The sequence below is a fragment of the Acidovorax sp. Root267 genome (assembly GCF_001429215.1).
Taxonomy (GTDB): Bacteria; Pseudomonadota; Gammaproteobacteria; order Burkholderiales; family Burkholderiaceae_C; genus Acidovorax; species Acidovorax radicis.
Genome location: NZ_LMJC01000012.1, coordinates 781,647 through 799,474 on the forward strand (window position 1 = coordinate 781,647; position 17,828 = coordinate 799,474).

Here is a 17,828-nt window from a genome sequence, read left to right on the forward strand (position 1 = left end):
AGGCTTCCTGGTGCGCATAACCCCGCGCCTGGCGGGGTGTGGCTATGCCGTTTTGGGATACCTGAATGCTCGAATTCTCGCTTGTGAAATAACGCGGGCCACGCCAAACTCCCTCCAGCATTTTTCTGTATACAACGACATCCACAGGAGACAACGATGCAAAAACGCCGCCTTCTTCGCGCCTCGGCCGCCGCCGCCGTGGCCCTTTCCGCGGGCCTCCTGGCCGCAGTGCCCGCATCGGCGCAGGACAACGTCTTCAAGATCGGCCTGATCCTGCCCATGACGGGCCAGCAAGCCACCACTGGCCGCCAGATCGAGGCCGCTGCCCGCCTCTACATGGCGCAAAACGGTGACACCGTGGCGGGCAAGAAGGTGCAGCTCATCATCAAGGACGACACCAGCCTGCCCGACGTGACGCGCCGCTTGGCCCAGGAACTGGTGGTGAACGAAAAGGTCAACGTGCTCGCCGGCATGGGTATCACGCCCTCGGCCATGGCCACCGCGCCCTTGGCCACGCAGTCCAAGACCCCGCTGGTGGTGATGGCCGCCGCCACGTCCAGCATCACCGAGGCATCGCCGTATGTGGTGCGCACCAGCTTTACGCTGCCCCAGGTGTCCGTGGCCTTGGCCGACTGGGCGCCCAAGAACGGCATCAAGAAGGTGGTGACCCTGGTCAGCGACTACGGCCCGGGTATCGATGCCGAGAAGTATTTCAACCAGCGCCTGACCTTCAACGGCGGCCAGGTCACCGAAGCCCTGCGCGTGCCGCTGCGCAACCCCGACTTCGCCCCTTTTCTGCAAAAAGTGCGCGACGCCAAGCCCGACGCACTGTTCGTCTTTGTGCCTTCGGGCGCGGGTGCCGCGGTGATGAAGCAGTTCCTGGAGCGCGGCATGGACAAGGCCGGCATCAAGCTCATCGCCACCGGCGATGTGACCGATGACGATCAACTGAACGACATGGGTGATGGCGCCTTGGGCGTGGTCACGTCGCACCACTACTCGGCCGCACACCCCTCGCCGCTGAACAAGAAGTTTGTCGAGGCTTTCGAGAAGGCCAACAAGGGCCTGCGCCCCAACTTCATGGCCGTGGGCGGCTACGACGGCATGCGCGTCATCTATGAAGCGCTCAAGGCCACCAAGGGTGCGGGCGGCGGTGATGCACTGCTGACCGCCATGAAGGGTCAGATCTTCGAGAGCCCCCGCGGCCCCGTGTTCATCGATGCACAGACCCGTGACATCGTGCAGAACGTGTACCTGCGCAAGGTGGAGCGTGTGAACGGCCAGCTGTACAACGTGGAATTCGATGTCATCAAGGACGTGAAGGACCCCGGAAAAACGAAGTAACCCCCTGAGGCGCTGCGCGCCTTCCCCCTACAGGGGGACGCCGCCAGTGCGGCGGGGCGGCCCTTGCACGGCGACCCTCGCCTGGGGCGCGCCGGTTGCGAGGGGCGGTGGCCTTCCTCCATCCGTTCGGGCTGAGCCTGTCGAAGCCGGGGCGTGCAGGTTGAGCGCTCAGCCTTGGTGATTCGCCCCAATTCCACAGCCCTGGGCACTGTGGGCCTTTTTTGTCTTCAATGAAGTGATTTCATGCTGACCATTCTTTTTGACGGCGTTGCCTACGGCATGCTGCTGTTCATCCTGGCGGTGGGGTTGGCCGTGACCATGGGGCTGATGAATTTCATCAACCTTGCGCACGGCGCCTTTGCCATGGCGGGGGGCTACATCACCGTGTTGCTCATGCAGCGCCTGGACGTGCCCTTCCTGGTCTGCCTGCCGCTGGCCTTTTTGGGCTCGGCGTTGCTGGGTGGCGTGCTGGAGCGCACGTTGTACCGGCCGCTCTACCACAAGGCCCACCTGGACCAGGTGCTGTTTTCCATCGGCCTGGTGTTCATGGCGGTGGCCAGCGTGGACTACTTTGTGGGCTCCACGCAGCAGATCATGCAGCTGCCCGAATGGCTCAAGGGCCGCACCGAGATTGGCGAGGGCGCGCTGATGCTGGGCATGGGCCACTATCGGTTGTTCATCATCGCAGTGTGTGCGGCGCTCACCATCGCACTGCAGTACGTGTTGACAAAAACCCGCTTCGGCAGCCGTCTGCGCGCCAGCGTGGATGACCAGCGCGTGGCCGCTGGCATGGGCATCAACGTGAACATCGTGTTCCTGTCCACCTTTGCGTTCGGCTCGGGCCTCGCTGGCCTGGGGGGTGCGCTGGGCGCCGAGGTGCTGGGGCTCGACCCGAGCTTTCCGCTCAAGTTCATGATCTATTTTCTGATCGTGGTGGCGGTGGGCGGCACCTCGTCCATCACCGGCCCGCTGCTGGCCGCACTGCTGCTGGGCATTGCCGATGTGGCGGGCAAGTACTACATCCCCAAGCTGGGCGCTTTCATTGTGTACAGCCTCATGATCCTGATCCTCATCTGGCGCCCCCAAGGCCTCTTTGTGCGCAAGGGAGGCAAATGATGGCGAACCCGCAAAACACCTTGTTGCAAGCGCGCCGCTTCCACTGGTGGGAGCTCGTGCTCTGGCTGCTGGCCTTCGTGGCGCCGCTGGCACTGCCCAGCCATGCGCTCATCATCAACGAGATCGCCATCGTCGCGCTGTTTGCCCTGTCGCTGGACCTGATCCTGGGCTACACCGGCATCGTCTCGCTGGGCCATGCGGCCTTCTTCGGGCTGGGCGGCTATGCAGCGGCGCTGTTTGCCAAGCATGTGATGCCCGATCCGCTGGTCGGCCTGGCCGTGGGCATTGCTGCGGCCACGGTGCTGGGCGCCGTGGCGTCGCTCACCATCATGCGCGGCACCGATCTCACCCGCCTCATGGTCACGCTGGGCGTGGGCCTGGTGATGCTGGAGCTGGCCAACAAGCTCGACTGGCTGACCGGCGGCGCCGATGGCCTGCAGGGAGTGGTCATGGGCCCCGTGCTCGGAAAATTTGATTTCGACCTCTACGGCCGCACTGCTGCCTGGTATTCGCTTACCGTGCTGCTGGTGTTCTTTTTGATCGCTCGGCGTATCGTGCAATCGCCGTTTGGTGCCACGCTCAAGGCCATCCGCGACAACCGGCTGCGCGCCATGGCCATCGGCATCCCGGTCACGGCCAAACTTGCTCAGGTGTATACGCTGGCCGCCGCGCTGGCCGGGGCTGCGGGCGCCTTGCTTACGCAGACCACAGGTTTTGCATCGCTTGATCTGTTTGAGTTCCACCGCTCGGCCGACGTGATGCTGATCCTCGTGATCGGCGGCGTGGGCTGGCTCTATGGCGGCATCCTGGGCGCTATTGGCTTCAAGCTGCTGCAGGACGTGATCTCGTCGGTCACGCCCCAGTACTGGACGTTCTGGATCGGCCTGTTCCTCGTGGTGCTGGTGCTGGTGGGGCGCGAACGGCTATTTCGTCCCTGGACGTGGTTCGGGAGAAACGCATGAACACCGATAACACCACCGTGCTCTCCGCGCAGGGGCTCGTCATGCGCTTTGGCGGCATCACCGCCACCAACAACGTCACGCTGAATCTGAAAAAGGGCGCACGCCATGCGCTCATCGGCCCCAACGGTGCGGGCAAGACCACGCTCATCAACCTGCTGACCGGCGTGCTGGAGCCCACCGAAGGCTCGATCACGTTGGAAGGCCAGGACATCACCCGCCTTGCGCCGCACCAACGGGTGCAGCGCGGCATGGTGCGCACGTTCCAGATCAACCAGCTGTTCGACACCCTCACGCCGCTGGAGACGCTGGCGCTCACCGTGTCGCAACAGCAAGGCCTGGGCGGCAAATGGTGGCAACCGCTGGGTGCGCGCAAGGCCGTCACCGAGCGCTGCGAGCAACTGCTGGAGCAGTTCCACCTCACCTCGGTGATGGCCGAGGAAACACGCGTGCTGGCCTACGGCAAGCGCCGCCTGCTCGAAATTGCGATTGCCCTAGCCTGTGAGCCGCGCGTGCTGCTGCTGGATGAGCCCGTGGCCGGCGTGCCTGCGGGGGAGCGTGAGGAACTGCTGCAGACCGTGGCAGCCCTGCCCGCCGATGTCTCGGTGCTTTTGATCGAACACGATATGGACCTGGTTTTCAGCTTCGCCAACCGCATGACGGTGCTGGTCAACGGCACCGTGCTTACCGAGGGCGACCCGGACACCATTGCGAACGACCCGCAGGTGAAGGCCGTGTATCTGGGACACGGGGAGGACGCCCATGTCTGAACTCTTGCGCATCGAGGGCCTGAGTGCGGGCTATGGCGAGGCCGTGGTGCTGCAAGGCATTTCACTGGCCCTGCCCGAGGGCGACACACTGGCCCTGCTGGGCCGCAATGGCACGGGCAAGACCACGCTCATCAACACGCTGGCCGGGGCCACGCGCCAGCATGCGGGCAGCGTGAGCCTAGGCGGCGTGGCGCTGCACAAGCTGCCGTCGCACGAGCGCGCAGCCGCCGGTATTGGCTGGGTGCCGCAAGAGCGCAATATCTTCAAGTCGCTCACGGTGCACGAGAACCTCACGGCCGTGGCGCGCCCCGGCCGCAAGGGCTCCAGCGCCCGGCCCTGGACGCCTGAGCGCGTGTACGAAATGTTCCCGCGCCTGGCCGAGCGCAAGACCAACCTGGGCACACAGCTGTCGGGGGGCGAGCAGCAGATGCTGGCCGTGGGCCGCGCGTTGGTGCTCAACCCACGCCTGCTGCTGCTGGATGAGCCGCTCGAAGGCCTCGCGCCCATCATCGTGGAAGAGCTGCTGCGCGCCATCCGCCGCATCACGCGCGAAGAGGGTCTCTCGGCCATCATCGTGGAGCAGCATCCGCAGGCCATACTGGCCATCTCAGACCGCGCCGCCGTGCTGGACCGGGGCACGGTGGTGCACACCGGAACGGCCGCCGAGCTGAGTGCGCAGCCCGAGTTGCTCGACCGCCTGCTGGGCGTGGCAAGGTAGTGGTCACCATGCAAGCACTGCACCGCAGAACCCTTCTGAGCTGGCTGGCGGCGTCGTCTTGCGGTGCGGCTGCACCTGCCGTGGCGCAATCGGCCTTTCCTTCACGCCCCCTGCGCATCGTGGTGCCCAACGCCGCTGGTGGCGCGGCCGACATCACGGCACGCACCGTGGGCCAGAAGATTGCTGGCCCGTTGGGGCAAAGCGTGGTCATCGAGAACAAGCCCAGCGCGGGTGGCGTGGTGGCGGGTGACTTGGTGGCGCGTGCCGAGCCCGATGGCCACACGCTGCTGTTGGTCAGCAGCGGCACGGCCGTCAGTGCCGCGCTTTTCAAAGCCTTGCCGTTCGACACCCTCAAGGACTTTGCCCCCGTCTCGCTGCTGGCCACGTTCGACCTGGCCGTAGTGGTCAAGGAAGGCGGGCGCTTTACCACCCTGGCCGAGCTGCTGGCCTACGCCCGCGCCCACCCTGGCAAGCTCAACATTGGCACCCCGCAGATCGGCACCACGCAGAACCTGGCCGCCGAGCTGTTCAAGGTGACGGCGGGCATCGACGCGCAGGTGGTGCCCTTTAACGGGACGCCTCCCGTCATCACCGCGGTGCGCGGTGGCGAGATCGACGTGATGATCGACATCCTGGGCGGCCTCATGCCGCAAATCGGCGCCAAGGCCTTGCGGCCATTGGCTGTGATGGGCGCCCAGCGTGCCGCTCAGCTGCCCGATGTGCCCACGGTGCGCGAAAGCGGCGGGCCGTTGGCCAGCTTCAACGTCACGTCGTGGAACGGCCTGGCCGTGCCCGCCAAAACACCCGCTGCCGTGGTGGAGCGTCTCTCGCGCGAGGTGCAGGCCGCGCTGGCCCAGCCCGATGTGAAAAAGCGCCTGCTGGAACTGAACTTGAATGCCCAGGGCAGCACCCCCGCGCAGCTGGGCGAACACCTGGCTGCTGATGTGCGCCGCTGGAGCGACGTGATCGCACGGGCCAAGATCGCGCGGCAGTGAGTACCACCGCTGCACGCCTGCGGTGCCAGCGGTGGTGCGGAGGCTGAAAGGGACATTGAATGAACATCACACACATCGGCCTCGTGGGCTATGGCGAGGTGGGCAAGATCTTCAGCGCGGGCTTGCGCGTTCAGCCCGGCGTGGCCTCCGTCGCCGCCTGGGACCTGAAGCTGGCCGACGCTGCGCACCGCGACGCATTGCAGCAGCACGCCGCGCAGGGCGGTGTCGTGGCGGTGGATTCGATGCAGGCACTTTGCACACGCTGCGACTGCGTCATCTCGGCCGTCACCGCGTCGAACACACTCGCTGTGGCGCTGGAGGCGGCGCAGCACATCCGCCCCGGCACTGTGTTTCTGGACCTCAACTCGGCATCGCCCGGCACCAAGCAGCAAGCCGCTGCGCTCATCGAGGCGCGGGGTGCGCACTATGTCGAGGCGGGCGTGATGACCTCGGTGCCCCCCTACGGCATCCGCGTGCCTATGCTGCTCGGTGGACCCCAGGCCGAAGTACTGGCCTCCGTGCTGGTGGGTTGGGGTATGGACGCCAAGCCGGTGAGTGAGCAGCTGGGCGTGGCCAGCGCCATCAAGATGTGCCGCAGCATCATGATCAAGGGGCTGGAGGCGCTGGTGATCGAGAGCTACGCCACGGCCCGCCACTACGGCGTGGAAGACCATGTGCTGCCCACCCTGGCCGAGACCTTCCCGTCCATCGACTGGCACGAACAGGGGCGCTACTTCTTCAGCCGCGTGGTGCAACACGGCCAGCGCCGCGCCGAAGAGATGCGTGAGTCCGCACACACCGTGCAGGAGGCAGGCATGCAGCCGCTGATGGCGTCGGCCATTGCGGCCAAGCAGCAGTGGGTGGCTGATCTCGCGCGCGAAGGCGTCTTTCAAGGCCTGCCCAAGGAGGCGCGCTGGCAGGACTATGCGGATCGTCTCTTGGAGAGTTTGCCCAAAGCCCCTGACAGACTCTGATCCTGATAGCTCCCCCAGCCTGTGAAACTGGCGCTGCCTCAAAGCGAGGGGCGCCAAGCAAGTGTCGCCCCGCAGCGTCTCAGGGGGGAGACCTGTACAACGCTTGCAACGTGGAGCGGATCAGCTCCGCCATGGCCTGCTGCGTCAGTGTGGCTGGGCGTTGCGAACTCACCGCCATAAAGAGCTTGCTGCGCAGGCGGGTGTTGTCTTCTCCATCGGCATCGCTGCCCGCGCCGTGGATGGGCCGGGTGCTGAACACCTCGGGCTTGCCCGACGTGGTGACCGCATTCATGGGCAGCACGGCACAGCCAGCACCGTCGGCCACCAGGTCCAGAATGGCGGCCACGCCGTCGATCTCCAGGCTGATCTGCGGGCGCTTGCCCCGTGCCGCCAGTTCGGATTCCACCAGCATGCGGATCGAGTTGGGGCGCGTGGGGATCACCAGCGGAAAGCGGGGCAGCTCGTCCAGCGGCAGTGGCACGCGGGCCAAGGCGTCTGTCTCTGCCTCGCTTTGGCCCCCGGTGCGGCGTTGAACCAGAAACAGATCCTCCTCCAGGAGCGCCGTGGTCTCGATGCCGGGCGCGGGCGTGGTGTTGTAGAGCAGCGCAATGTCGAGCAAGCCCGTGGTCAGCGACTCGCGCATGGCTACCGACAGCCCCTCGCTGATGGCCAGCGCGGCGTCGGGCATCTTCACGCGGAAGGCGCGGGTCAGCGGCACGGTCAGCACCTTGGCAATGCTGGGCGGCAGGCCAATGGCCACGCGCCCGGCCAGCGCGCCGCGCACGCGGCCCAGCTCCTCGCGGGCGCGCTCCACCTGGTGCAGGATGCCGCGCCCGTGCTCCAGCAGCAGCTTGCCCGCCTCGGTGGGCGTGGCGCCCCGGCCGTTGCGCACCAGCAGGTTCTGGCGCAGCTCCACCTCCAGCAGGCGCACCTGGCGGCTCAGTGCGGGCTGGGCAATGTCCAGCACCACCGACGCGCGGGTAAAGCTGCCCAGCTCGGCCACCCGCACAAAGTATTCGATCTGCTTGAGGTCCATGGGCAAGGCTCTCTGATATAGCTGTGGGTCAACGATCACGGAATGATATATCTGGTAGTGCCGGTGTCGCCTTCATGTTTAGGCCGCCGCTGCCCACAATCGGCGGCATGTATACAACTGCACGCACCGCCTGGGCCACCCGCAACCCGGCAGGAGACACCGCATGACCCCGCCCGTGATTCGCGGCATTTCCTCCATGGCCACGCGCCAGGTGCTGGCCGACCTGGTGGCCGGTTTTGCACAGCAGTCGGGCACGCAGGCCGCCATCGAATCGGTGGGTGGTGTGGACGCGGCCAAGCGTGTGGCGGCTGGTGAAACCTTCGACGTGGTCATCCTCGCCTCCGACGCCATCGACAAGCTCCTCGCTGGGGGCCACCTGCTGCCCGGCAGCAAGGTGGATTGGGTGCACTCTGGCGTGGCCGTGGCCGTGCCACAGGGCGCACCGCTGCCCGACATCAGCACCGAAGACGCCGTGCGACAGGCCGTGCTGGCCGCGCGCAGCATCAGCCTGTCCACCGGCCCCAGCGGCGTGGCGCTGGCCAAGCTGTTCGAGCGCTGGGGCATTGCCGACCAGATCGCCCCCCGCATGGTGCAGGCGCCCCCCGGCGTGCCCGTGGGCTCGCTGGTTGCGAAGGGCGAGGTGGCGCTGGGCTTTCAGCAACTGAGCGAGCTGCTGCATGTGCAGGGCATCCAGATCGTGGGCCCGCTGCCGCCCGCTATCCAGATCACCACCACGTTTTCAGCGGGCATCGGCGCGCAGTCGCAACAGGTCGATGCCGCGCGTGCGCTGCTGGCCTACCTGGCGTCGCCCGCCGCCGCAGAGGCAAAACGCCAGCAGGGCATGACCCCTGCCTGACCGATCACAAGAACACATTCCAGGAGCACCCAAAAATGAGCCTCATCATCGACTGCCACGGCCACTACACCACGGCCCCCAAGGCGCTGGAGAACTGGCGCAATGCGCAGATCGCCGGCATCAAGGACCCTGCCCAGATGCCCAAGGTGGCAGACCTGCAGATCAGCGACGACGAGCTGCGCGATTCCATCGAGACCAACCAGCTCAAGCTGATGAAGGAGCGCGGCAGCGACATCACGCTGTTCAGCCCACGCGCCAGCTTCATGGCGCACCACATCGGCGACTTCAATGTGTCCAGCACCTGGGCCGCCATCTGCAACGAGCTGTGCTATCGGGTCTCCACGCTGTTCCCCGAGCACTTCGTGCCCGTGGCCATGCTGCCGCAAAGCCCCGGTGTTGACCCCGCCACCTGCATCCCCGAGCTGGAAAAGTGCGTGCACGAATACGGCGCCGTGGGCATCAACCTGAACCCCGACCCCTCGGGCGGCCACTGGACCAGCCCCCCGCTGACCGACAAGCACTGGTACCCCATCTACGAAAAGATGGTGGAGTACGACCTGCCCGCAATGATCCACGTGAGCACCAGCTGCAATGCGTGTTTTCACACCACCGGCGCGCACTACCTGAACGCCGACACCACGGCCTTCATGCAGCTGATCCAGGGCGATCTGTTCAAGGACTTCCCCACGCTCAAGTTCCTGATCCCGCACGGCGGCGGCGCGGTGCCCTACCACTGGGGCCGTTTCCGCGGCCTGGCGCAAGAGATGAAGAAGCCGCTGCTGGATGATCACCTGATGAACAACGTGTTCTTCGACACCTGCGTGTACCACCAGCCCGGCATCGACCTGCTCAACACCGTGATCCCGGTGAAGAACGTGCTGTTCGCCAGCGAAATGATTGGCGCAGTGCGCGGTATCGATCCCACCACCGGCAACTACTACGACGACACCAAGCGCTACATCGAAGCGTCCAAGATCCTGAGTGGCGACGACAGGCACCAGATCTACGAAGGCAATGTGCGCCGCGTGTTCTCCCGACTCGATTCACGCCTGAAGGCGAAGGGGCTCTGACATGTTTGAACTTGGCGTTGTCTACCGCAATATCACCCGCGCCGATCGCGCAGCCGCCGACGGACTGGCCGCCCTGGGCTCAGCCACCGTGCACGAGGCCATGGGCCGCGTGGGCCTGCTCAAGCCCTATATGCGCCCCATCTACGGCGGCCAGCAGGTCAGCGGCACGGCCGTCACCGTGCTGCTGCAGCCCGGCGACAACTGGATGATGCACGTGGCGGCCGAGCAGATCCAGCCCGGCGACATCGTGGTGGCCGCAGTCACTTCCGAATGCACCGACGGCTACTTCGGCGACCTGCTGGCCACCAGCTTCCAGGCCCGCGGTGCGCGTGCGCTCATCATCGATGCCGGCGTGCGCGACGTGAAGACGCTGCAGGAGATGAACTTCCCCGTGTGGAGCCGCGCCATCAGCAGCAAGGGCACCATCAAGGCGACGCTGGGCTCGGTGAACATTCCCGTGGTGTGCGCCGGTGCGCTCGTCACACCTGGCGACGTGATCGTGGCTGACGACGACGGCGTGGTGTGTGTGCCCGCCGCCCGCGCCGCAGAAACGCTCGCCGCCGCCCAGAAGCGCGAAAGCTTTGAAGGCGAGAAACGGGCCAAGCTGGCCAGCGGCGTGCTGGGCCTGGACATGTACAACATGCGCCCCGGCCTGGAGAAGGCGGGCCTCAGGTACATCGATTGAACGATAAATTCAAGTGTTTTTGGCCTCTGGCGCTTATCTATCAAGCGCTGGTAGCTATATTTAACATAGCAAAGTAGTCGCCCATGTCTGAATTCACCAAAACCCCCGGCTGGCTGGACTGGTACGCCGGCCCCAGCAAGCCCCGCTTTCAGGTGCCTGCAGGCGCCGTGGATGCGCACTGCCACGTGTTCGGCCCCGGGGCCGAGTTCCCCTACGCACCCGAGCGCAAGTACACGCCCTGCGATGCCAGCAAGAACCAGCTGTACGCGCTGCGCGACCACCTGGGTTTTGCGCGCAACGTGGTGGTGCAGGCCACCTGCCACGGTGCGGACAACCGCGCCATGGTCGATGCGCTGGTGCACTCCGGCGGCAAGGCGCGCGGCGTGGCCACCGTCAAGCGCTCGGTCACTGACGAAGAACTGCAGGCCATGCACGACGCGGGTGTGCGCGGCGTGCGTTTCAACTTCGTCAAGCGCCTGGTGGACTTCACGCCCAAGGACGAGCTGATGGAAATTGCCGCGCGCATCCACCAACTCGGCTGGCACGTGGTGATCTACTTCGAGGCGGTGGACCTGCCCGAGCTGTGGGACTTCTTCACCGCGTTGCCCACCACCGTGGTGGTGGACCACATGGGCCGCCCCGATGTGAACAAGCCCGTGGATGGGCCGGAGTTCGAACTGTTCCTGAAGTTCATGCACCAGCACCCCAATGTGTGGAGCAAGGTGAGCTGCCCCGAGCGCCTCTCTGTGACCGGCCCCAAGGCCCTGAACGGCGAGCAGAACGCCTACACCGACGTGATCCCGTTCGCCCGCCGCGTGGTGGAAGAGTTCCCCGACCGTGTGCTCTGGGGCACCGACTGGCCCCACCCCAACCTCAAGGACCACATGCCCGATGATGGCCTGCTGGTGGACTTCATCCCGCACATCGCAACGACACCGGAGTTGCAAAAGAAGCTGCTGGTGGACAACCCCATGCGCCTGTACTGGCCCGAAGAAGTCACCGTGGAGGACTGACACCATGTCTCTCGATAAACCCTACCTCGACGTGCCCGGCACGACCATCTTCGACGCGGAGCAAAGCCGCAAAGGCTACTGGCTCAACCAGTTCTGCATGAGCCTCATGAAGGCCGAGAACCGCGTCCGCTTCAAGGCCAACGAGCGTGCCTACCTGGACGAGTGGGCCATGACCGAAGAGCAAAAACAGGCCGTGCTGGCGCGCGACCTCAACTGGTGCATTCGTCTGGGCGGCAACATCTACTTTCTGGCCAAGATCGGCTCCACCGACGGCAAGAGCTTTCAGCAGATGGCGGGCAGCATGACCGGTATGACCGAAGAGGAATACCGCAACATGATGATCAACGGCGGCCGCTCGGCCAACGGCAACCGCGTGATCGGCGAAGACGGCGACGCCCAGGCGCACCGCCAGCCGCAGGGCAGCGCGGGCAAGAAAGGAATTTGACAATGGCCAGAATCACCGCCTCCGTCTTCACATCGCACGTGCCTGCCATCGGCGCAGCCATGGACCTCGGCAAGACCCACGAAGACTACTGGAAGCCCGTGTTCGCGGGCTACGACTTCGGCAAGCAGTGGATCAAAGACCACAAGCCCGACGTGATCTTCCTGGTCTACAACGACCATGCCACGGCCTTCAGCCTGGACCTCATCCCCACGTTCGCTATCGGCACCGCCGCCGACTACGAAGTGGCCGACGAGGGTTTTGGCCCGCGCCCCGTGCCCAAGGTCATGGGCCATCCCGACCTGGCAGCCCACATTGCCCAGTCGGTCATCCAGCAGGACTTTGACCTCACCATCGTCAACAAGATGGCGGTGGACCACGGCCTCACCGTGCCCCTGTCGCTGATGTTTGGCGAGCAAGACCCGGTCAAGGGTGCCTGGCCCTGCCCGGTGATTCCGTTTGCGGTCAATGTGGTGCAGTACCCCGTGCCCAGCGGCCGCCGCTGCTACAACCTGGGCCAGGCCATCCGCAAGGCCGTGGAGAGCTACGACGAAGATATCAACGTGCACATCTGGGGCACGGGTGGCATGAGCCACCAGCTGCAGGGCCCGCGTGCCGGGCTCATCAACAAAGAGTTTGACAACGCCTTCCTCGACAAGCTCATCAATGACCCCGAGGCCGCCGCGAGCATCCCGCACATCGACTACGTGCGCGAAGCGGGCAGCGAGGGCATTGAGCTGGTGATGTGGCTCATCGCGCGCGGTGCCATGGCCGACGTGGCCGGAGGCAAGCCCCCGAAGCTGGCGCACCGCTTCTACCATGTGCCCGCGTCCAACACCGCCGTGGGCCATTTGATTCTTGAGAACACGTAAAAAGGACACATCCATGACCATCAAAGTCGCACTCGCGGGCGCTGGCGCCTTCGGCATCAAACACCTGGACGGCATCAAGAACATCGACGGCGTGGAAGTCGTCTCGCTGATCAGCCGCGATCTGGAGAAAACGAAGGAAGTGGCCGCCAAGTACGGCATCGGCCACGTGACCACCGAGCTGGCCGACGCGCTGGCATTGCCCGAGGTGGATGCCGTCATCCTGTGCACCCCCACGCAGATGCACGCCGAGCAGACCATCGCCTGCCTGAAGGCGGGCAAACATGTGCAGGTCGAGATCCCGCTGGCCGACAGCCTCAAGGGCGCTGAAGAGGTTGTAGCCCTGCAAAAGCAAACCGGCCTGGTAGCGATGTGCGGCCACACCCGCCGCTTCAATCCCAGCCACCAGTACGTGCACCACCAGATCCAGAAGGGCGAGTTCAACCTCCAGCAGATGGATGTGCAGACCTACTTCTTTCGCCGCACCAATACCAACGCGCTGGGCCAGGCCCGCAGCTGGACGGACCACCTGCTGTGGCACCACGCCGCCCACACCGTGGACCTGTTCGCCTACCAGGCGGGCAGCCCCATCGTGCAGGCCAACGCCATCCAGGGCCCCATCCATCCCACGCTGGGCATTGCGATGGACATGAGCATCCAGCTCAAGGCCGCCAACGGCGCCATCTGCACGCTCTCCTTGAGCTTCAACAACGATGGTCCGCTGGGCACGTACTTCCGCTACATCGGCGACACTGCCACGTACCTCGCCCGTTATGACGACCTGTTCAACGGCAAGGACGAGAAGATCGATGTGAGCAAGGTGGACGTGTCGATGAACGGCATCGAGCTGCAAGACCGCGAGTTCTTCGCCGCCATCCAGGAAGGCCGTGAGCCGAATGCCAGCGTGGGCCGGGTGTTGGCTTGCTACCAGGTGCTGCACCAGTTGGAGCAGCAGCTGAATGCGGGCTGATTTCTAAGGAAATAGGGCTCTAGCGCTTTGCTATCAAGCGCTGGTAGCTATCAAATCAGTAGTTCTGGTTTGCCGGAGAGTCCTTTGCCGGGATTGGCGATGCGTGCGTGGAGAGGGTGTTTGCCTGCTCCAGCGGTCCCCGCCGCAAGCTGCGGCCTTGGCAAGCTCTATCGGATGGGTGGGGCATAAAATGCGCCTCAACGCCGTGGTGCTGCCCGCTCTTTCGGGCCACAAAACGTGCCCCTGCATTCAGGGCGCATGGCTGCCTGACGTTGCCCAGCAGTTCGCTCAACCCTCCAAGCCTTTTCATATGCCCGCAACCGAAATTACAGTGACCTCCGCTGGCAAAGTGGCAGGCATGGACATGCTGATTCCCACGGGGCAAGAAGGTGCGCACTTCGCGCATATCCAGGACTGGCTCACTGCCAAACTCCAGACCAAGAAGGCCGTGCGGGACGTGAGCACGCAGGTGCTGGTCAAAGGTATCAAGCAGTGGGCGGCCTTCGAGGAAAAGTCGGGTTCCAAAAAGATCCTGACTGTTTTCAAAATCACCTAGTTTTCATCCAGATTCAATCGGTTCAGCCCGTCTCCCTGTGGACGACCTTGGCTGCCGTTTTCAACGGTCCCACGGTCGTTGCGCCGAAGGATCTAGAGGTGGTGAATGCCATGCGAACAGGGGCAGGCCTCGCCACAGACATTGGTCACAATGCTCCCGCATGACCTCCGCCACTTTCTTCGCTACCCCCGAAGCCTTCCGCCATTGGCTGCAAGAGCACGCGGCGAATGGCCGTGAACTGCTCGTAGGCTTCCACAAAGTCGGCTCCGGCCAGCCGTGCATGACATGGTCCGAGTCGGTGGACGAAGCCCTGTGTTTTGGCTGGATCGACGGTGTGCGGCGGCGCATTGATGAGCACACGTATTCGATCCGCTTCACGCCGCGCAAGCCGTCGTCCATCTGGAGCGCGGTGAACATTGCCAAGATGGAGCAACTGCAGGCCGCTGGCCGCATGACCCCTGCGGGGCTGCAGGCTTTTGCGCACCGCAAGGCCGGCAAGTCTGCGATTTATTCGCACGAGCAGGCGGCGCCCGCCGAGCTGCCTGCCGCGCAGCTGCGGGAGTTCCGGCGGCACAAGAAGGCGTGGCAGTTTTTTGAGGCCACGCCGCCGGGCTACAAAAAGACCCTGCTGCACTGGGTGACCTCCGCCAAGCGGCCTGAAACGCGGGATTCCCGATTCGCCCAGCTGCTGGCGGCCTGTATGGCGGGTGAGCGGGTGGATCTGTGGGCCAAGCGTTCGGTTGCAGTGCAGTCGTCATAGAGCGTCATCACCGCCATGCCAACAACACCTTCACCAGTACTGTGCCCCGCCACCATTGCCGAGTACATCGCAGCGGCCCCAGCGGCGGGCCAGCCGCTGCTGCGCGCGCTTTACGGGGTCTTGAAGCGCGCTGCGCCGCAGGCCCAGGAGGTCATCAAGTGGAACACGCCGTTTTTCATCGAGCCGCGTTTTGTCTATGCCTTCTCCGCGCACAAGGCACACGCCAGTTTTGCGCCGCCTGTTGCAGCGCTGGCGCATTTTCGAGAGGCGCTGCAGGCGCTCAAAACCACCAAGGGCACCATCGTGCTGCCGTATGACCACCCCTTGCCCGAGGGCCTGATTCGGCAGATAGCGGAATACAGCGTGCAGCGCGTGCGGGAGCGCCGCAGCGATGGGTTCTGGGAGTAGCCAACCCGGCTGCGCGGGCAGTCGGTGTTGACGTAAGCTCGCGCCATGCAACAAAGAAACCTTGGACCCTTCAACGTCTCGGCCATCGGGCTGGGCTGCATGAACCTCTCGCACGCCTATGGCGCGCCGGTGTCTGCCGAGCAGGGCGAGCGTGTGCTGCTGGCCGCGCTGGATGCGGGCGTGACGCTGTTCGACACGGCGACGCTGTACGGCTTTGGCGCCAACGAAACGCTGGTGGGCCGCGTGATGAAAAGCCACCGCAGCCGCTTCACGCTGGCCAGCAAATGTGGCATGCAGGGCGTGGATGTGAAGGGTGATGGCAAGCTGGTGCGCGTGATCGATGGGCGGCCCGATACGCTGCGCAAGACCTGCGAAGACAGCCTGCGCCGACTGCAGACCGATGTGATCGACCTGTACTACCTGCACCGCTGGGACAAGAGCGTGCCGGTTGAGGAAAGCGTCGGCGCGTTGGGCGAGCTGGTGCGGCGCGGGCACATTCGCACAGTGGGGCTGAGCGAGGTGTCCGCTGCCACGCTGCGCCGCGCGCATGCCGAGTTCCCGATCACGGCGGTGCAGACCGAATATTCGCTGTGGACGCGCAACCCAGAGATCGCCGTGCTGGACGCCTGCCGCGCGCTGGGGGTGGCCTTTGTGGCCTTCAGCCCGGTGGCACGCGGTTTCTTGTGTGGTGGCTTGACCGATGTGTCCACGCTTGATGCCAAGGACATCCGCCGCGCCATGCCGCGTTTTGCGCCCGAGGCCTATGCGGCCAACCTGAGGCTGCTCGATGGCTACCAGGCGATTGCGCGCGAGGTGGGCTGCACGCCTGCCCAGCTGGCGCTGGCGTGGTTGCTGCATCGGGGTGAGCACATCATCCCCATCCCCGGCACCACGAGCGTGGAGCATCTGCTGGATGACATGGGCGCGGCCGATGTGCCGCTCGATGCTGTGGTGATCGCGCGGCTTGATGCGCTGATCAATGAGCGCACGGTGGTGGGTGAGCGCTACAACGCGCAGAGCGCGAGTGAGGTGGATACCGAGACGTTCGAAAGCCGTCCGGCGTAACGCCGCTGGCGACCACCAGCCTGCCCGCAGCCCCCACCAGCCCAGTCGGCGCAACAGCCCACATTCGGCCGCCCCTGGGCCATCCAGCCGCACAAGAAAAAAATGTCTCTGCGCTCCATCCTCTCGACATTCGGACGCAAGCCTTCTTCGGTGCGGCCGAGCACGCCGTCGGTTCACGTTACCTCCCGCTGCAAGCTGCACGGCCATCCCGATTTTCAGATTCGCGTCTCGAGCAGCGCCGTGCCGCCTGAAGACATTTCCTTCCTGCTGCAGTTCTTTGAGCAACGGGTCGCTCAAGGCGAGAAGTTCCGCAGCGGCGAGAGCCTGCAGGTCGGCTGGATGTTCACGATGCTGGAAGAGGGGCCTGCTGGATTTCTGCGAGTGCTGGAGCCCGACATGAAGGTGGTGCCCGTGAAGTTTGTCGATTCGGTCGACAGCACGCTGATGCAGCTGCGCAATCAGAAAGATGTTGTCGGGAGCCTCTACCCACCCGTCGAGCCGGACTTTCCGTCGCTCCGGCAAAGCGTTGTCGTGAACGTGAACTACAAAGAGGCCAGCCGCATCCTGCTCACCCGAAACGAGGCCGTCAACGCTGTGGATTCCGGCTGGTGGCTCTCGGACCTTGACGACGAAGCGAGCCTTGAAGATCCGACGCGCTTTATCAAGACCTCCCTCTACCAGCTGGGCGTCCACCGCCCAGACCTGATCCAGTTCTTTGCTGTGCCCGTGGGATTGCAAGTTGCCGTGGATGGCGCACGGATCAGCGTGCTAGGGCCCGTAGAGGAGGTAAGGCAGATTCCGGGGTCGTACCTCAGCGAGCTGAACAAGGTTCGGCAACGCGCAATCTCAGCAGGTCAGGCTTCTGAGGGCTAATGTCAGGCCTGGGCGCAAAGAGCCTGCGCCCGTATCAAGAAGCGGACTGCCACATTCGGCGATCACAAAATACTTCGAAGTGAGAAAAGCAGATGGTCCGCATCTCCACATCGGTTCGACGACGCTTGGAGCGTGGCATGCGTCGGCAAGAAAATATTCTTCACAATCCTTCCTATGGAGGAAGGCCCCGTTTTTATCGCTTTGATGCGTCACTGCGGATTGTCGGCGTCGGTGCGCATCACGACGCCATTTCGTTGAGGACGGGACTCCTGCCCGCACGTTCTATTCGAAAGGGTGAGCGGCGAGTGGGGCAAAGACTTTGGACGCAGGATGTGTGGTTGTTGGATTC

General features: G+C 64.5%; 20 protein-coding genes. 19 read left to right on the forward strand and 1 reads right to left on the reverse strand.

Features of this window, described 5'->3' with window-relative positions; all coding sequences use genetic code 11:
- Positions 1–156 precede the first annotated feature (156 nt).
- The 7 genes from ASE39_RS13055 to ASE39_RS13085 all read left to right on the forward strand — a co-directional run bounded on the left by ASE39_RS13055 (position 157) and on the right by ASE39_RS13085 (position 6,876).
- A complete protein-coding gene (locus ASE39_RS13055) occupies positions 157–1,344 on the forward strand; it encodes an ABC transporter substrate-binding protein (protein WP_057227380.1) in 1,188 nt (395 codons plus the stop codon).
- A 243-nt stretch (positions 1,345–1,587) separates the two neighbouring features.
- Positions 1,588–2,460: a branched-chain amino acid ABC transporter permease gene (locus ASE39_RS13060; RefSeq protein ID WP_010464364.1), complete on the forward strand. Its 873-nt coding sequence runs from the start codon at positions 1,588–1,590 to the stop codon at positions 2,458–2,460.
- The gene (locus ASE39_RS13065; RefSeq protein WP_057271484.1) at positions 2,460–3,422 is read left to right on the forward strand and encodes a branched-chain amino acid ABC transporter permease; all 963 of its coding nucleotides are present in this window, start codon (positions 2,460–2,462) and stop codon (positions 3,420–3,422) included. Before ASE39_RS13060 ends, ASE39_RS13065 begins: the two co-directional genes overlap by 1 nt.
- Complete coding sequence (locus ASE39_RS13070) at positions 3,419–4,189, forward strand: ABC transporter ATP-binding protein (protein ID WP_057227378.1); 771 nt, start codon at positions 3,419–3,421, stop codon at positions 4,187–4,189. The genes ASE39_RS13065 and ASE39_RS13070 overlap by 4 nt, the downstream gene beginning before the upstream one ends.
- Positions 4,182–4,907 carry an ABC transporter ATP-binding protein gene (locus ASE39_RS13075; RefSeq protein ID WP_010464360.1) on the forward strand — a complete coding sequence of 242 codons (726 nt, stop codon included), beginning with the start codon at positions 4,182–4,184 and terminating at the stop codon, positions 4,905–4,907. The genes ASE39_RS13070 and ASE39_RS13075 overlap by 8 nt, the downstream gene beginning before the upstream one ends.
- A gap of 8 nt (positions 4,908–4,915) precedes the next feature.
- Positions 4,916–5,902 carry a tripartite tricarboxylate transporter substrate binding protein gene (locus tag ASE39_RS13080; RefSeq protein WP_010464358.1) on the forward strand — a complete coding sequence of 329 codons (987 nt, stop codon included), beginning with the start codon at positions 4,916–4,918 and terminating at the stop codon, positions 5,900–5,902.
- A 59-nt stretch (positions 5,903–5,961) separates the two neighbouring features.
- Entirely contained in the window at positions 5,962–6,876 is a 915-nt protein-coding gene (locus ASE39_RS13085) for a DUF1932 domain-containing protein (protein ID WP_057271387.1), read from the forward strand.
- A gap of 79 nt (positions 6,877–6,955) precedes the next feature.
- Here ASE39_RS13085 and ASE39_RS13090 read toward each other — a convergent pair whose 3' ends face one another.
- Entirely contained in the window at positions 6,956–7,912 is a 957-nt protein-coding gene (locus tag ASE39_RS13090; RefSeq protein ID WP_010464354.1) for a LysR substrate-binding domain-containing protein, read from the reverse strand.
- Between the two features lie 163 nt (positions 7,913–8,075).
- Here ASE39_RS13090 and ASE39_RS13095 point away from each other — a divergent pair, with 163 nt between their 5' ends.
- The 12 genes from ASE39_RS13095 (at position 8,076) to ASE39_RS13150 (ending at position 17,479) form a co-directional block, all read left to right on the forward strand.
- The gene (locus tag ASE39_RS13095; RefSeq protein WP_082615416.1) at positions 8,076–8,768 is read left to right on the forward strand and encodes a substrate-binding domain-containing protein; all 693 of its coding nucleotides are present in this window, start codon (positions 8,076–8,078) and stop codon (positions 8,766–8,768) included.
- Between the two features lie 35 nt (positions 8,769–8,803).
- The gene (locus ASE39_RS13100; RefSeq protein WP_057271389.1) at positions 8,804–9,838 is read left to right on the forward strand and encodes an amidohydrolase family protein; all 1,035 of its coding nucleotides are present in this window, start codon (positions 8,804–8,806) and stop codon (positions 9,836–9,838) included.
- A gap of 1 nt (position 9,839) precedes the next feature.
- Complete coding sequence (gene ligK / locus ASE39_RS13105; RefSeq protein WP_010464349.1) at positions 9,840–10,523, forward strand: 4-carboxy-4-hydroxy-2-oxoadipate aldolase/oxaloacetate decarboxylase; 684 nt, start codon at positions 9,840–9,842, stop codon at positions 10,521–10,523.
- 83 nt (positions 10,524–10,606) lie between these two features.
- Positions 10,607–11,536 (forward strand): amidohydrolase family protein, encoded by a 930-nt coding sequence (locus ASE39_RS13110; RefSeq protein WP_057271390.1) that lies wholly within the window; start codon positions 10,607–10,609, stop codon positions 11,534–11,536.
- A gap of 4 nt (positions 11,537–11,540) precedes the next feature.
- A complete protein-coding gene (gene ligA / locus ASE39_RS13115) occupies positions 11,541–11,981 on the forward strand; it encodes a protocatechuate 4,5-dioxygenase subunit alpha (protein ID WP_010464344.1) in 441 nt (146 codons plus the stop codon).
- Positions 11,982–11,983: 2 nt separating this feature from the next.
- A complete protein-coding gene (locus ASE39_RS13120) occupies positions 11,984–12,850 on the forward strand; it encodes a class III extradiol dioxygenase subunit beta (protein ID WP_057271391.1) in 867 nt (288 codons plus the stop codon).
- Between the two features lie 13 nt (positions 12,851–12,863).
- Positions 12,864–13,817: a Gfo/Idh/MocA family oxidoreductase gene (locus tag ASE39_RS13125; protein WP_057271392.1), complete on the forward strand. Its 954-nt coding sequence runs from the start codon at positions 12,864–12,866 to the stop codon at positions 13,815–13,817.
- A 190-nt stretch (positions 13,818–14,007) separates the two neighbouring features.
- Entirely contained in the window at positions 14,008–14,373 is a 366-nt protein-coding gene (locus ASE39_RS13130) for a hypothetical protein (RefSeq protein ID WP_242421426.1), read from the forward strand.
- 160 nt (positions 14,374–14,533) lie between these two features.
- Positions 14,534–15,133 (forward strand): YdeI/OmpD-associated family protein, encoded by a 600-nt coding sequence (locus ASE39_RS13135; protein ID WP_057271393.1) that lies wholly within the window; start codon positions 14,534–14,536, stop codon positions 15,131–15,133.
- 15 nt (positions 15,134–15,148) lie between these two features.
- A complete protein-coding gene (locus ASE39_RS13140) occupies positions 15,149–15,541 on the forward strand; it encodes a DUF1801 domain-containing protein (RefSeq protein WP_082615417.1) in 393 nt (130 codons plus the stop codon).
- A 45-nt stretch (positions 15,542–15,586) separates the two neighbouring features.
- Positions 15,587–16,606 carry an aldo/keto reductase gene (locus tag ASE39_RS13145; protein ID WP_057271395.1) on the forward strand — a complete coding sequence of 340 codons (1,020 nt, stop codon included), beginning with the start codon at positions 15,587–15,589 and terminating at the stop codon, positions 16,604–16,606.
- Between the two features lie 102 nt (positions 16,607–16,708).
- Complete coding sequence (locus ASE39_RS13150; protein WP_057271396.1) at positions 16,709–17,479, forward strand: hypothetical protein; 771 nt, start codon at positions 16,709–16,711, stop codon at positions 17,477–17,479.
- The last annotated feature ends 349 nt before the right edge of the window (positions 17,480–17,828 follow it).